This window comes from Gaetbulibacter sp. M240, from assembly GCF_043876815.1.
Lineage (GTDB): Bacteria > Bacteroidota > Bacteroidia > Flavobacteriales > Flavobacteriaceae > Gaetbulibacter_A.
In genome coordinates, this window is record NZ_JBAWKA010000002.1 from 520,696 (window position 1) to 534,382 (window position 13,687).

A 13,687-nucleotide genomic window follows, 5' to 3' on the forward strand; every position below is an offset into this window, starting at 1 on the left:
TCAAAGCACGTTATCGTTTTGATATTGAGTTGTGTGTTATTTGTTTTTGTCTGCTACATTTAAAGCGACCTTTTTCGAATGTTCTTAATTTTTCGTGTTTTGTTTTTCTGCCCTGCACGCGCTTCCGCCACATTTTAAAACTGCTGGGTTTCATTTCGTTGCGCATGAGCTCGATAACATCTTGTTCCTTTAGGCCAAATTGAAATTCAATAGCTTCAAACGTGGTGCGGTCTTCCCATGCCATTTCAATAACCCTGTCAATTTCTTCAACACTTAAATTCATATGTATTGAAAATTATATTGCAGGTCGTATTTAATTTTTTCGTCCAGCATTTTTTCGAAGAACCCTTTATTTTCTTTAAAGGTTTTGTTATTCTTAAATTGAATAAAACGTCCTTGTGCATGAATGCTGGCGCCATTAGTTTTGTACATTACTAACTGATAATAGGGGATGGCCCAGGTAAAGTTTTGAAGCCCTTTATTGATGTAAATGAGAACGCCACTTTTACGTAATTCAATATTGGCGTAATTAATATCATCTACCTTGTTCATGAATTCCTTAAGGTTAGGACTCACATCTCTGATGATCATACGTTTTGAGCCGATACCACCCATTTTAAGAGATTCAAAAAATGAGAACGGTTTGCCAACAACATCTTCCAAAAGCTGTTTCTCTTCTTTGTTTTTGTATGTGCTATTGAGTATCATAACCAAGATATTTACTCAAATATACAAAATGTTTAATGTTTTAATTAAAAAATTAAACAAAATTAACAAAATACTAGCATTTCATCTTTACTAGGATGTGTTAAAGCTATGATTTACTGTGATTTGTGTTTTTTGAGCTAAGGTGCTTTTTAAGAATACGTTCACGTTCCGATTGTACTAGTTGGTCCCGTCGCATATTCCATAAGGTTTCTGTCGCACGTTTTCTGGTTTCATCGATGTCGACTATAGGATAAGGATAGTCTTTTCCTAAATGAAAATCATTGAACTGTTGTTCCATTTCCGTCATTAAATAAGGTTGGTGTGCGAAAGGTGTTTCCAGATCACGAAGTTCCGGAACCCATTTTTTTATAAACGAAGCGTCAGGGTCGTGTTCCAGACTGTTTTTTATAGGGTTGTAAACGCGCAACATATTTATACCTGTTTCACCCGCTTGCATTTGTAACTGTGGATAATGAATACCCGGTTCAAAATCTAAAAACATTTGAGATAAATGAGATGTAGCTTCCTGCCAGGGCTGCCAAAGATTATGTGTAAAAAATGACACGACCAAAGCTCGCATTCTAAAGTTTAGGTAACCGGTTTCAATTAAACAACGCATACAGGCATCAACCAGAGGAAATCCTGTAAGTCCCTTTCGCCAGGCCTCTTGGTATTTTTTGGATATCCCTTTCTTTAAACGGTGAAAACCCTTATTAATACTGGCTTCTTCCATAGTATGTTCCATTTCAAACTTTTGAATGAAATGGGATTGCCAACGCAATCGAGACATAAAGGCCTCTAGTGCTTTGGCGTTTTTGGCTTCCTTTTTTAAATGATAGGCTTGTTGGTAGACTTCCCTTATAGATAAGTTACCCCAAGCTAAATATGGCGAGATGCGGCTACAACTGGTTCGTGCCGATTCCGGTTTCGAAATATGGAACATGTAATTTACATGACGCGACTCAAAAAAAGAGTTCAAATACTTTAACCCTGTAGATCGTCCTCCTTTTTGAAACGGCGACTCCATATTAGTGTTCAGATCCGTGACCTTAAAATAACGTTCCAGTTGCTCAATGGCTTCTATAGAAAGTAATTGCCCGTCTTCGGGATTAAAAGGCAGGGTTTCCATACTGAAAAAAGTTTCGCACAGGTCCTTCCAGTTTGCTCTGTTTTTTAAACCGCGCTGAACGCCATTGTTAATGTTTTCGTGCCAGTTGATCCAGTTATTAGTACAAAAGCGTTTAAATGATTTATCACGTTCATAGGTGACTAAAATTCCTGTTTCTTGATGCGAGTAGATGTTTTTAACCTTGTAATTTGATAGTAATTGGTTGACGGTCGCAATAATATCTGAGTTTACTGCCAATATCTTGGAATTATAAGGTTTTAATTGCTGATTAAGATCTACAATAGACTGTTTTATAAAATCCCAGTGTCGTTGACTGTAGTGAATATCGTTAACAAGTAAGGGCTCAAAAACATAAAGTAGTAAAACGGTTCCGCCTGAAGCCAGCGCATTGCTGATCGCCTCGTTATCTTCCAGTCGGAGATCGCGTTTTAGCCAAACAACATGTAATTCAGGTTTAGTATTCATTGGGGTTTTCTATAATATGTTTTGCTTTTTCTTTGATTTCGGATAACTGTTTTTGATCCATTTTGTTCAACAAGCTGTACATCATTTTCATTCTGAAATTGCTTTCCAATTGTGGTCGTTTATCATCCAAAAAGTTCCAATACAAACTATTAAAAGGACATGCATCCTTGCCTGTTTTTTTAGTCTTATTATACTGGCATCCCGAGCAATAATTACTCATTTTATGGATGTACGATCCTGAGGAAACATAAGGTTTCGTTGCTATTTTGCCGCCATCAGCAAATTGACTCATGCCTCTGGTGTTGGGGAGTTGTACCCACTCTATCGCATCAATGTAAATACCAAGATACCAAGCATCTACCTCATCTGGATGTATTTGGGTCAACAAGGCATAATTACCCGTGATCATGAGGCGTTGAATATGATGTGCATAACCATTATCCAAAGAATTGGTAATCGCCTGCTTTAAACAATTCATTTTGGTATCACCTGTCCAAAAGAATTCAGGTAAGGTATTCGTATTCTCCAGGGTATTCAAAGATTTGTATTCCGGCATAAATGCCCAATACATGCCTCGCATATATTCCCGCCAGCCAATCACTTGTCTTATAAAGCCCTCTACCTGAGAAATGTCAATATTCTCACTGTTCTTTCTATAATAATTCAATACTGTTTTTACCACATCTTGGGCGGAGATGAGTTTCAGGTTCATGGCAAAGGACAATCTGGAATGAAACAGGAATTCCTGATCAGTATGCATGGCATCTTGGTAATCCCCAAAATGAATAAGCAAATGCTCGCAAAAATATTTTAATTGGTCCAGCGCTTGGTCTCGTAAAATGGGGTAGTTGAAGGTTTTTGTTTTAAAATGCCCCAAGGTTTTTATTTGTGCCTTTTCAATATCGTTAACGACTTCCGAAACCTGATTTTGAAAATATTTATAAGGCGGAATTGGAGTATCACCTTTCCATTTATTCCTATTACTTTTATCATAGTTCCATTTTCCTCCTTCGGGTTGATCACCCACCATTAAAATGTCGTGTTTTCTACGCATATCACGGTAGAAATTTTCCATGAGGTATTGTTTTTTCCCCTTGAAAAACATTGCCAGTTCTGCTCTGGTCGTATAGAAGTGCTCGGCTGAATAACATTCAGTTTCAATATCCAAATTTGAGCAAAAGTCAGTAAGTTGTTTGTCTAATCGGTATTCATCAGGGGCGATATATTCAAATCGTTTTATACTTTTTTCTGAAATGATCTTCTTGAGGTTTTCAACAAGATCCTGATCGTTTTTATCATCATTGATTTTATAATAGATCACCTGATGACCCCGAGAGGTGAGGTGCTCAGCAAAATGTCTCATGGCTGCAAAAAAACCGATGACCTTTTGAATGTGATGCCTAACGTAATCGGTTTCCTGACGCATTTCGAAAAGCGCATAGGTTACCTCGTCATCCACCGTTCTAAACCACGAATGTTTGCTGTTGAGCTGATCGCCTAATATGAGTCGTAGAGTCTTCAATTTAAGATCAAATTAAAAAAGGGATTTTTGTAGCCATAGATTTTGAAATTTTCCTTGCGGATCATAACGTTCGGCCTGAAGTTTTACGTTAAATTTTCGATCTCTGGGGTCGTTTCCAACACCGGATACATACATCCAATTTCCATAATTGCTATGAACGTCATAATCCAATAGCAGCGATTCAAAATAGGCTGCACCAATCCGCCAGTCGATTTCTAATTCTTTTGCAAAAAAGGAGGCCACATTTTGGCGTCCTCGATTGCTCATCCAACCTGTTTCGGCCAACTCTATCATATTGGCATTAACAAAATCAGAGCTGGTTCTGCCGCACATCCAATTTTGAATGTCCCGTTCGTCAGTTCGCCAGGTATAATTTTTATTTAGAATGCCGCTTCGGCGGAAAATAGCATCGCCGTGCTTTAGAGCTATGTATTTAAAATAATCACGCCAGATCAATTCAAAGATCAGCCAATAGGTTGATTGGTTTTTATAATACTCTTTTTCAAATCTTTTTACCTGCCAATAAATGCTACGGGCCGAAATACTGCCATTGGCCAACCAGGCGGAAAATTTGGAACTGTAATCAGTCCCAATCAGGCCATTTCTTGTTTTTTTATAAACACCCAGTTTTTTGGTATTGAAAAAGTAATTATAAAGGCGCTCGTTGGCGCTATCTTCTCCACCAATAAAAGGAAAAGCAGAAAGAGGGTTAATTTCAAATGATTTGAATCCTAGATCTTCAAGACTTGGAATTTCCGTTGGATTATGTAAGTCGGATATTTTTTCGGTTTTCTCCATGGTCAATTCCGGTCTCACCTTGGCTTCTTTTTCCAGTTTTTTTCTGAATTGCGTAAATACCTGAGGAATTTGTGAAATTTCCAACGGAATATCATCAGGGTGAAACAAAAATTGATCGTAAAAGGTTTTTAAGGTGACGTTTTCGGGCAATTTAGATTTCAATGCGGTCTCTACTTTTTTTTCCTCTGCGGTCCACTCTTTTTGAGCATAAATAGTAGCAATGTCGTATTGGTGAACAAGCTCGGGAATTTTATCTTCCGGACGTTCTAGATATACGAACAATTCGATATTAAGTTTGGCCAAATTTTTTCTAAGATCATAAATGGTTTCTATAAGGAATTTAGCACGGTATTTTTCTGTTTTTTTAAAGCCATGTGGAGTTTCTTCACAATGCCTTGGATCAAAACAATAAGCCCCTATCACGCAATTGTGATTGTCACGAGCATGAAATAGAGCAGTCTGGTCCTGAGTTCTCAGGTCGTTTCTAAACCAAACTAGTCCGATGTTGTTTTGTTTCGTCTGCATTTTTCACTACAATATTTTACATTTTCCCAGTTGTTGCGCCATTTTTTACGCCAGTTGAAGGGCAAGCCACAAGAAGGGCAAATTTTTTGTGGTAGTTGTTGTTTATGATGAGACATCAACCAATTTATTTATCATGCCTTTAAAAATGAAGCCATGGAAGGGTAGTACACTATACCAATATAGTCGGCCCCACAAGCCTTTTGGTCTAAAAGTTGCCGTTTGTTTTAAGAGTCCATCTTCAATTTTAAATTCCAACCAGGCCTCGCCGGGCAGGCGCATTTCTGCATAAAGTAACAAGCGTTTTTTTGTTCTATCTGCAAAGATGACACGCCAAAAATCCAAGGAGTCCCCAGCATTTAATTCGGTCGGACTCGTTCTGCCACGACGTAATCCAATGCCACCAAAAAGTTTATCTAAATACCCACGGATTTTCCATAAAAAGTTACCATAATACCAGCCGTTGGTGCCTCCTATACCCCAAATTTTATCTAGCGTTTTTTGAGTGTTGGTAACCTTTCGCTCTTTATAGTCTGTATAACAGCCAAATTTTGGAACATTAATATAGCGATGCATATGGGTTCTTAACCTTCCACTGCTCACTAAAGAATCTTTCCAGCTGGAAACAATACTGTTTTGTTCAATTTTTTCAAAGGCTAGCTTGACTGCCTCCTGATAACTAATGGGATCAACATTTAAAAGCGTATTGATTTCACTGGGCTTTCCAATAATCTGTACCTTCATACTATCCACTAGAGAAATGGCTAGTTTATAGGAAGTGGATGTAACAAAATAGAGCCAGTAAGAAGATAGGCGAGGCGTCATTACGGGAACCGTTAAAATGTAACGTTTTAAACCACGAACTTTAGCAAATTGAAGAAGCATCTCCTTGTAGGTAAGGGTTTCAGGGCCAAAGATATCGAAGGATCTGTTGTAGAGTTCTTCACGACCTATACTTCGCATCAAAAACATTAAAACATCGCGCACGGCAATAGGCTGTGTTCTGGTGTGTAACCATTTTGGTGCGATCATGAAAGGTAGTTTTTCAACAAGATCGCGAATGATCTCAAAAGACGAACTCCCTGAACCTACAATAATACCAGCTTTGAAAATGGTCAAAGCATAATGGTCTGACTGAAGTTTTGTTTCTACATTTTGGCGGGATAGCAAATGTTTCGATAATTCATCTTCATTAGTAATACCGCTTAAGTAAATAACTTGTTTTACCTTCGTTTGTTCTATTCTATTTTTAAAATTAACAGCGCAACGTTCTTCTAGGATTTCAAAATCTTTAGAGGTATTTGACATGGAATGAATTAAATAAAAGGCCACGTCTATATCTTCAGGAATATTTTTTAAAGTATCTTTTTTTAGAAAATCAGCCTCAACAACATCAATATCATCATCTTCTATATAACTTTTTTCTGCCCGTAATGTATCGCGCACTGCACAAACAATGTGGTGGCCCTCATCAGCTAACAAAGGAATTAAACGTTTTCCTATGTATCCCGTAGCACCTGTAACTAGAATTTTCATGAGGCTTAAGATTTAGGTCTTTGATAGCCAAAACGCGCCTTTAATTCTGGAATGGCATAACCATCTAAACCGTTTATGCTGGCTATATTACCTTTCGACAGGTTTATAAAACCATCAGATTCTATAAGGTCATCTTTAACAAATAGAGCCTTTATTTTACCAACTACGAGGATCGTGTTGTTCGCCTTAATAGGATACTCTTCAACAAATTCCATTGCTAATTGCAATGGGCAGCCGGCCACAAAAGGCGCTTCAAAATTATTTTTGTACTCTGCTTTTAAATTTGTGACATCGAATTCAGAAATGGAAGCATCGTATTTAGCCGATGTATGATGTGCCTCTTCGAGAATGCCATGATGAATGGGATTGATGGTGTATGCTCCTGTTTCTTTAAGGTTGCTGTAAGTGTTGCGAAGCACGGTTGTTGGCCGAAGGAAGAATCCCAATAAAGCAGGACTGGACCCTAAATGTGTTACTGAACTGAATACAGCTACATTATCAATACCATCTGTTGATCTGGTACCAATAAGATTTGCCGATTTGAATCCCGAGCAGCTATTTATAAGATTAATTTTATAGATATGCTCAAGCTCGTCTATGTCAGTGTCACTAAAATGAGTCATTATAGATTTATAAAATTGTTTATTTTGACATTCTTGGCTTTAAGGTCGAACATTAAATTGTATAAGCCAAAGAACGTTCGATTTATATAAATAAAATGCTTCGACCCACGATTACCATTCATTTTTCGCAATTCGGTGCTTTTAGAATAGCGCTCTCCAAGCTCCGCTATTTTTCCAAAAAATTTTGGGTCTGAAAAATCAAAGGTTTCAGCATGGAACGGCTGTGTAAATAAGCTGAGCATATCGTGGAACATACTCGTGAAAAAGATTTTCTCTTCTTCTGTGTCATCGTCTTTTAAGATTTCCAACTGATAAAGTTTTGATCTAAAGAAAGCTTCATTCTCAATATTTTCCTTTTTAGCTAATTCAAAGTATGGCGTATAAAAATCTTCAGGAACTTCTTTCATACAGCCGAAATCGATTACAATAAGCTGGCCTTCATCAGATATTAGGAAATTACCTGGATGCGGATCAGCGTGTACTTTTTTAAGGGTATGGATCTGATACATGTAAAAATCCCAAAGTGCCTGACCTAATTGATCGGCTTTCGCTTGGTCTGTGTTCAGAGGCACAAACTCAGAGAGGTGTTTCCCCTCCATAAAATCCATCGTTATGATGCGCTCTGAGGACAACTCCTCGTAATACTCCGGAAATCTTAAATGAGGAATATGTTTGCAGGCCTCAGCTATTTCACGACTTTGTTGAAGTTCCAGTAAATAGTTTGTTTCCTCAACCAGTTTGTTTTCAACCTCTTTAAAATACTTATCGGAGTCTTTTCCTTTGATGTTGAACATGCTCATTGCAATGGGTTTTACCATGGCAAGATCTGAAGCAATACTCTCTGCAACTCCTGGGTATTGGATTTTCACAGCAAGTTTTTTCCCATCTTTTTCCGCAACGTGCACCTGACCGATGCTTGCGGCGTTAACAGAAGTTGCATTAAAAGTATCGAAAAGTTCATTCGGATGTTTCCCGAAGTATTTTTTAAAGGTCTTTATAACCAATGGCGCAGAAAGCGGTGGCACTGAAAATTGTGATAAAGAAAATTTTTCTACATAGGCCTTAGGCAGAATACTTTTTTCCATGCTTAGCATTTGAGCCACTTTCAAAGCACTGCCTTTCATTTGCTTAAGACTGTCATAGATATCCTCCGCATTGCTTTGGTCTAGGCGGGCTTTGGCTTCAAATTCTGGTTTAACCATTTTGTCACCATAATATTTTAGGTAATTCACACCTACCTTAGCTCCTGTTTTTACAAGTTTACCGGCACGTTGAATTTTAGAAGTAGGTATTTTATCAATGGTCTTCATAGGCACTTTTTAATTCATTTTCATTTTTTCCTTGAAAAGAAATTTTCCAAGGTCTATTACACTTTTTAAAGGCGCTACATCTAAAACATCAAAGGTTGTATTTACAGATTTTTCAATAAAAATATCTGTTTTTTCGAAGGAAGCTGATGTGTCGTCCATCCAGAATTTCATGGTAACCAATAATTGGAACCAAGCCGATTCTCTTAAGGAACGGTCCTTGATCTTATCTAATTGATCTTGTTTAAAATCCAATAATTGAATGCCTAATGTTTCAATGTAATCAGTAAATGATGATTTTAGTCCCGTTAATACCTTTAAATCTTTAAGCGTATTCTTATGCTTACTTAAGGTGTAAACCACATAGCTTCTATTTGCGGTAAGGTTTTCAAAAAACGTGTAGTAGAAACTTAATAATTTGTTTCTCGCATCGAAATTTTGATAGTCTTCATTTTTGTTAAGCAAACTTATTGCATTCTCAAAAAACGCCTCAAAAATAGTGCGCTCCAGAGCTTCAAACGAAGCGAAATATTTGTAGAATTCTCCTTCTTCAAAATTATTGTCTTTTGCAAAAATAAAAACTGATTTAGGAGCTTCATTGTGCTCTAAAACAAAACTCATGTAGGCGTTTATGATTTGTTTTTTTGAAATTTTTTTCTTGGATGCCATATTCTCTAATTTTAGTGTAAAGGTACAAAATGTTTAATGAATAAATTAAAAAGTTAAACAAAAAATATAATTTTAAAATAGTTTTAACTTTCTGTATCTTTAAGTATAACTTTTTGTCATGGAGATTACGGATTTTTTAACGCGTTTAGGAATTGCCTTATTAGCAGGATTAATTATTGGTTTTGAGCGGCAATGGCAACATAAAAATGCGGGTTTACGAACTAATATGTTGGTCACTACCGGTGCTGCTATTTTCGTTTTGTTGTCTTTAAAGATGTATGCCAAAGAACCATCTATTGATGTCACTAGGATCATTGCACAGGTTGTTACCGGGATTGGTTTTCTTGGAGCAGGTGTTATTTTCAGAGAAGGAACTAATGTTCACGGACTTACCTCGGCAGCTACCATTTGGTGTAGTGCTGCTATTGGCTGTATGGCTGCTATAGGTTATTTTAAAGAAACTATTATTTGTACGATTTTGGTCGTAGTGGTTAATGCATTTCTGGAACCGTTAGATGAATGGTTGAAAAAGCGGAAGTAAATTGTTTATTTAATTAATATGAATAATAAGAACCTACTTGTCTTAAAATCTGAGAGCGGAAAATTTTAAAATACTCTTTTTATAGTTTTGTTAACATTTTTACTTCCAGTAATGCTTATTTTAGAGTAATTTAACTCATTAACTTTAAGACTATGAAAAAACTAGTATTATGTTTCCTTGTGGCAACGGCTTCTCTGGCTGTAAATGCCCAAATTGAAATTCCACAACCAAGTCCATCAAGCACCATCGAACAAAAAGTGGGACTAACGGATGTCACTCTCGAATATTCTCGTCCAAGTATGCGGGGAAGAACTATTTTTGGTGACCTAGTGCCTTATGATAAAGTTTGGCGTACCGGTGCAAACAACAATACTAAGATTACTTTTAGTCAGCCTGTAACCATCGGCGGGACTGAATTAAAGGCGGGTTCCTATGCCATTTATACAAAGCCAGGTAAAACTTCCTGGGATGTTTATTTTTATACAGATACAAACAATTGGGGTAATCCTCAAGAATGGGAAGAGTCTAAAGTTGCTGCGACAATCAATGTTCCAGCAATGGAAAATGCTATGACAGCTGAAACCTTTACCATATCGTTTGATGATTTATCTAATAGCGGAGCTACTTTAGGGATCAAATGGGCGAATACCTATGTAGGTGTGCCTTTTGAAGTGCCTACCGATAAAATGGTGAGTAGTGCTATTGATAAAGTTATGAGCGGTCCTGGAGCAGGAGATTATTACTCTGCCGCAGTGTATTATTTCTCAAGTGATAAGGACATCAATAAATCAAAAGCCTGGATGGAGAAGGCTCTGAGTATGATGACCCCACGTTTTTGGCATTTACGTCAAATGAGCTTAATCTATGCCAAAGCCGGTGATAAAAAAGCAGCTATTGAGGCCGCTAAAAAATCGTTGGCCGGTGCAGAAGAAGCCGGAAATGCTGATTATGTAAAAATGAATAAGGATTCTTTAAAAGAATGGGGAGCCATGTAATGCCCTGTTTTTACTAATAAAAAATTAAAGCCACCTATTTGGGTGGCTTTTTTAATTAATCGTCTTCTCTAGTGTGATTATATTTTCAACGGGCGTTTTAAATAGTTTTAAGGCTAATAATAATTATACTATTAATATTCTAAATCTATAATTTCTCGAACTTGATCCAGTAAACCAATCAGTTTGCGACTAAAATCGAAAGTCATAATATCACTTTCGGTTTTCCCATTTCGAAGGAGGGTATTAAAATGTTTAATCTCGTGCGTGTAGCCAAATGAGGATTCTTCGAACGTTTTGGTTTGTGTTTCATCTTCGAAGGTCAAACTCACAGATGTAGGCGTATGAAATTGTCGGTTTATTTTAACGGAACCTATTTCAAAGGTAAAAATAGCTTCTGTAGCAAGGTCTTCAACCAAGCTGCTTGCCAGAAAAGCTTGAATACCGGAATCATATTTAAAGTGCATTTTACAGGAACTGTCTGCACCGTTATCAAAAAAGGTAGCTTGGGCTTCGATGTGTTTCGGAACCCCCAGAGAAGATAAAGCTGCAAAAATAGGGTAGATGCCAATATCCAGTAAACTGCCACCACCCAAAGATTTCTTAAATAATCGGGAAGTATCATCAAAAGCTCTGAAAAATCCAAAATCTGCCTCTAGCTTTAATAATTTCCCATAACGATCGTTTCGAATCTCTTGTAAGGCAAATTGATAATGCGGGAGAAAGTAGGTCCACAAGGCCTCCATAAGTAATAGCTTTTTGGCTTTTGCAGTTTGTATCATGACCTCGACTTCTTCAGCATTCATACCAAAAGCCTTTTCACATAATACAGGTTTCCCATGGTTTAAACATAATAGCGTATTCTCTTTGTGCAAGGCATGTGGCGTTGCGATGTAAACAGCATCAATATTTGGGTCTTCAACTAAAGCTTTATAACTGGAATAGGCTTTTTTAGCGTGATAGGTTTTTGCAAATTCATCAGCTTTGGCCTGTGTTCTTGAGCCAACGGCATATAAATCAGCATCATCAATGTTTAGAAGGTCGCTGGCAAATTTATGGGCAATACCACCTAATCCGATGATACCCCACTGAATGTTCTTATTTGGTTTTGATTGGTTCATTTTTACTTGATAATTGAAGGATACATGCAATAGTAATAACAATAGCGCAACCTACAAAATTGAGCCATAAAAATGGTAAATTAATATAATTGTACAAATCGAGCAGATACAAGCTGATTACAATAACTTGTGTTAATAGGGCACCGATAAAAACGGCACGACCTTTTACAAATTTGAAAAAGAAGGCTAGTAGAAAAATACCCAATACATTTCCATAGAATATAGAGCCTATAATATTAACAAGTTGAATTAAATTCTCAAAAAGATTCGCAACCCCTGCGACTAAAATGGCCAGGATCCCCCATAAAAAGGTAAACCATTTTGAGGCTTTTACCTTTTGCTCCTCACTAACATCTCCTTTTCTTCGAAGATATAAATCCATGGTGGTTGTTGAACCTAAGGCATTAAGCTCACTTGCGGTGCTCGACATGGCAGCACTAAGTATCACGGCCAAAAGTAGACCTATGAGTCCGCGGGGTAGATTATTTACAATAAAATGAATAAAGACATAATCCTTATCATTGCTTTCTATTTTTATTTGTTTTTCTTCAGCCGTTTTATCAATTATAGCTCTGGCCTCCCGGCGTAGATCATTATTTACATCATCAGCTATTTTTAAATATTCAGCCGATTGGGCATCATCGTTTTCTATAAAAGATTTAATAAGGGTCTGTTTGTCATTGAACACCTTTTGCTGCTCCTCCTGAAGGGCTTTGTATTCTTCAGCATGTTGAGAATTCATAACCATTTCGGTCGCTGTAGGGTTAAAGTTTATTGGTGACACGTTAAATTGATAAAAAACGAATACCATAACACCAAGTAGCAAAATAAAGAATTGCATCGGTACTTTTAACAAGCCATTGAATAGTAAACCAAGCTGCATTTCTTTTACGGACCGCCCGGATAAATACCGCTGCACCTGACTCTGATCGGTACCAAAATAGGATAACATTAAAAAGGTTCCGCCAATAATGCCACTCCAAAAAGTATAACGATTATCGAGGTTAAATGAAAAATCGAGAATATTCATTTTTTCACTCGCCCCTGCAATTTTGATAGCTTTCGTGAAGCTAATATCCTGAGGGAGGCCTTGAACGATTAAAATGAAAGCTACCAGCATCCCAATAAAAATAACGACCATTTGATGTTTTTGAGTCACATTTACGGCACGAGTTCCGCCTGAAACGGTGTAAATAATCACCAAGAACCCAATAACAATATTAAGGGTTAGCAAATCCCAACCAAGAACCACCGATAAAATTATCGCCGGGGCATAAATGGTAATCCCGGCAGAAAGTCCACGCTGAATCAAAAACAACATAGCCGTCAAGGTTCGTGTTTTAAGATCGAAACGATTTTCTAAAAACTCATAGGCTGTATAGACCTTTAAACGGTTGTAAATTGGAATAAAAACAACACAAATAAAGATCATAGCGATAGGTAATCCAAAATAAAACTGCACGAAGCCCATACCATCATTAAAAGCTTGTCCTGGTGTAGACAGAAAAGTAATGGCGCTGGCCTGTGTTGCCATGACAGATAGCCCAATGGTCCACCATTGTGAAGTATTACCGCCTTTTAAATAATCCTGAACGTTCTTGCTACCCTGTGTTTGATAGGTGCCATAAGCTACGATAGCAATTAAAGTGAAACAAAGAATGGTCCAATCTATCCAACCAAGAACTCCCATATTAAAAGATTTTAGTTAGGATGTAAAAAAGAATAATGTATACCGCATTTGCTACTAGAACGAT

At 37.2% G+C, this 13,687-nt stretch carries 14 protein-coding genes; 2 read left to right on the top strand and 12 right to left on the bottom strand.

All coding sequences use genetic code 11. The annotated features are described in order from the left end of the window. Positions 1 to 10 precede the first annotated feature (10 nt). The 10 genes from V8G61_RS07875 to V8G61_RS07920 all read right to left on the bottom strand — a co-directional run bounded on the left by V8G61_RS07875 (position 11) and on the right by V8G61_RS07920 (position 9,279). Positions 11 to 283 (bottom strand): TIGR03643 family protein, encoded by a 273-nt coding sequence (locus tag V8G61_RS07875; RefSeq protein WP_394874993.1) that lies wholly within the window; start codon positions 281 to 283, stop codon positions 11 to 13. Next, complete coding sequence (locus tag V8G61_RS07880; protein ID WP_394874994.1) at positions 280 to 708, bottom strand: hypothetical protein; 429 nt, start codon at positions 706 to 708, stop codon at positions 280 to 282. Before V8G61_RS07880 ends, V8G61_RS07875 begins: the two co-directional genes overlap by 4 nt. A 106-nt stretch (positions 709 to 814) precedes the next feature. Next, positions 815 to 2,302, bottom strand: a complete 1,488-nt coding sequence (locus V8G61_RS07885) for a deoxyribodipyrimidine photo-lyase/cryptochrome family protein (RefSeq protein ID WP_394874995.1) — start codon at positions 2,300 to 2,302, stop codon at positions 815 to 817. Then, the gene (locus V8G61_RS07890; RefSeq protein WP_394874997.1) at positions 2,292 to 3,824 is read right to left on the bottom strand and encodes a cryptochrome/photolyase family protein; all 1,533 of its coding nucleotides are present in this window, start codon (positions 3,822 to 3,824) and stop codon (positions 2,292 to 2,294) included. Before V8G61_RS07890 ends, V8G61_RS07885 begins: the two co-directional genes overlap by 11 nt. A 12-nt stretch (positions 3,825 to 3,836) precedes the next feature. Next, the gene (locus V8G61_RS07895) at positions 3,837 to 5,147 is read right to left on the bottom strand and encodes a DASH family cryptochrome (RefSeq protein WP_394874998.1); all 1,311 of its coding nucleotides are present in this window, start codon (positions 5,145 to 5,147) and stop codon (positions 3,837 to 3,839) included. Continuing rightward, a complete protein-coding gene (locus V8G61_RS07900) occupies positions 5,117 to 5,263 on the bottom strand; it encodes a DUF2256 domain-containing protein (RefSeq protein WP_394875000.1) in 147 nt (48 codons plus the stop codon). The genes V8G61_RS07895 and V8G61_RS07900 overlap by 31 nt, the downstream gene beginning before the upstream one ends. Further along, positions 5,250 to 6,680 carry an SDR family oxidoreductase gene (locus V8G61_RS07905; RefSeq protein ID WP_394875001.1) on the bottom strand — a complete coding sequence of 477 codons (1,431 nt, stop codon included), beginning with the start codon at positions 6,678 to 6,680 and terminating at the stop codon, positions 5,250 to 5,252. The genes V8G61_RS07900 and V8G61_RS07905 overlap by 14 nt, the downstream gene beginning before the upstream one ends. A gap of 5 nt (positions 6,681 to 6,685) precedes the next feature. After that, on the bottom strand, positions 6,686 to 7,303 hold the full coding sequence (locus V8G61_RS07910) for a flavin reductase family protein (RefSeq protein ID WP_394875002.1): 618 nt from the start codon (positions 7,301 to 7,303) through the stop codon (positions 6,686 to 6,688). After that, positions 7,303 to 8,613 carry an ABC1 kinase family protein gene (locus V8G61_RS07915; RefSeq protein ID WP_394875003.1) on the bottom strand — a complete coding sequence of 437 codons (1,311 nt, stop codon included), beginning with the start codon at positions 8,611 to 8,613 and terminating at the stop codon, positions 7,303 to 7,305. Before V8G61_RS07915 ends, V8G61_RS07910 begins: the two co-directional genes overlap by 1 nt. A gap of 9 nt (positions 8,614 to 8,622) precedes the next feature. Continuing rightward, positions 8,623 to 9,279: a TetR family transcriptional regulator C-terminal domain-containing protein gene (locus tag V8G61_RS07920; RefSeq protein ID WP_394875004.1), complete on the bottom strand. Its 657-nt coding sequence runs from the start codon at positions 9,277 to 9,279 to the stop codon at positions 8,623 to 8,625. 118 nt (positions 9,280 to 9,397) lie between these two features. On the opposite strand from V8G61_RS07920, the gene V8G61_RS07925 reads away from it, so the two are divergent. Both V8G61_RS07925 and V8G61_RS07930 read left to right on the top strand, forming a co-directional pair. Further along, a complete protein-coding gene (locus tag V8G61_RS07925; RefSeq protein ID WP_394875005.1) occupies positions 9,398 to 9,820 on the top strand; it encodes an MgtC/SapB family protein in 423 nt (140 codons plus the stop codon). Positions 9,821 to 9,972: 152 nt separating this feature from the next. Then, positions 9,973 to 10,815: a DUF2911 domain-containing protein gene (locus tag V8G61_RS07930; protein WP_394875006.1), complete on the top strand. Its 843-nt coding sequence runs from the start codon at positions 9,973 to 9,975 to the stop codon at positions 10,813 to 10,815. A gap of 131 nt (positions 10,816 to 10,946) precedes the next feature. On the opposite strand, the gene V8G61_RS07935 is transcribed toward V8G61_RS07930, so the two are convergent. Both V8G61_RS07935 and V8G61_RS07940 read right to left on the bottom strand, forming a co-directional pair. After that, complete coding sequence (locus V8G61_RS07935) at positions 10,947 to 11,933, bottom strand: Gfo/Idh/MocA family protein (protein ID WP_394875007.1); 987 nt, start codon at positions 11,931 to 11,933, stop codon at positions 10,947 to 10,949. Further along, on the bottom strand, positions 11,911 to 13,623 hold the full coding sequence (locus tag V8G61_RS07940; RefSeq protein ID WP_394875008.1) for a sodium:solute symporter: 1,713 nt from the start codon (positions 13,621 to 13,623) through the stop codon (positions 11,911 to 11,913). The genes V8G61_RS07935 and V8G61_RS07940 overlap by 23 nt, the downstream gene beginning before the upstream one ends. Between the last annotated feature and the right edge of the window lie 64 nt (positions 13,624 to 13,687).

What these genes read in the sequence shown, in the direction of transcription:
- V8G61_RS07875 (WP_394874993.1), bottom strand. Translation starts at nt 283, where the DNA reads ATGAATTTAAGTGTTGAAGAAATTGACAGGGTTATTGAAATGGCATGG.
- V8G61_RS07880 (WP_394874994.1), bottom strand. Translation starts at nt 708, where the DNA reads ATGATACTCAATAGCACATACAAAAACAAAGAAGAGAAACAGCTTTTG.
- V8G61_RS07885 (WP_394874995.1), bottom strand. Translation starts at nt 2,302, where the DNA reads ATGAATACTAAACCTGAATTACATGTTGTTTGGCTAAAACGCGATCTC.
- V8G61_RS07895 (WP_394874998.1), bottom strand. Translation starts at nt 5,147, where the DNA reads ATGCAGACGAAACAAAACAACATCGGACTAGTTTGGTTTAGAAACGAC.
- V8G61_RS07900 (WP_394875000.1), bottom strand. Translation starts at nt 5,263, where the DNA reads ATGTCTCATCATAAACAACAACTACCACAAAAAATTTGCCCTTCTTGT.
- V8G61_RS07905 (WP_394875001.1), bottom strand. Translation starts at nt 6,680, where the DNA reads ATGAAAATTCTAGTTACAGGTGCTACGGGATACATAGGAAAACGTTTA.
- V8G61_RS07910 (WP_394875002.1), bottom strand. Translation starts at nt 7,303, where the DNA reads ATGACTCATTTTAGTGACACTGACATAGACGAGCTTGAGCATATCTAT.
- V8G61_RS07915 (WP_394875003.1), bottom strand. Translation starts at nt 8,613, where the DNA reads ATGAAGACCATTGATAAAATACCTACTTCTAAAATTCAACGTGCCGGT.
- V8G61_RS07920 (WP_394875004.1), bottom strand. Translation starts at nt 9,279, where the DNA reads ATGGCATCCAAGAAAAAAATTTCAAAAAAACAAATCATAAACGCCTAC.
- V8G61_RS07925 (WP_394875005.1), top strand. Translation starts at nt 9,398, where the DNA reads ATGGAGATTACGGATTTTTTAACGCGTTTAGGAATTGCCTTATTAGCA.
- V8G61_RS07930 (WP_394875006.1), top strand. Translation starts at nt 9,973, where the DNA reads ATGAAAAAACTAGTATTATGTTTCCTTGTGGCAACGGCTTCTCTGGCT.
- V8G61_RS07935 (WP_394875007.1), bottom strand. Translation starts at nt 11,933, where the DNA reads ATGAACCAATCAAAACCAAATAAGAACATTCAGTGGGGTATCATCGGA.
- V8G61_RS07940 (WP_394875008.1), bottom strand. Translation starts at nt 13,623, where the DNA reads ATGGGAGTTCTTGGTTGGATAGATTGGACCATTCTTTGTTTCACTTTA.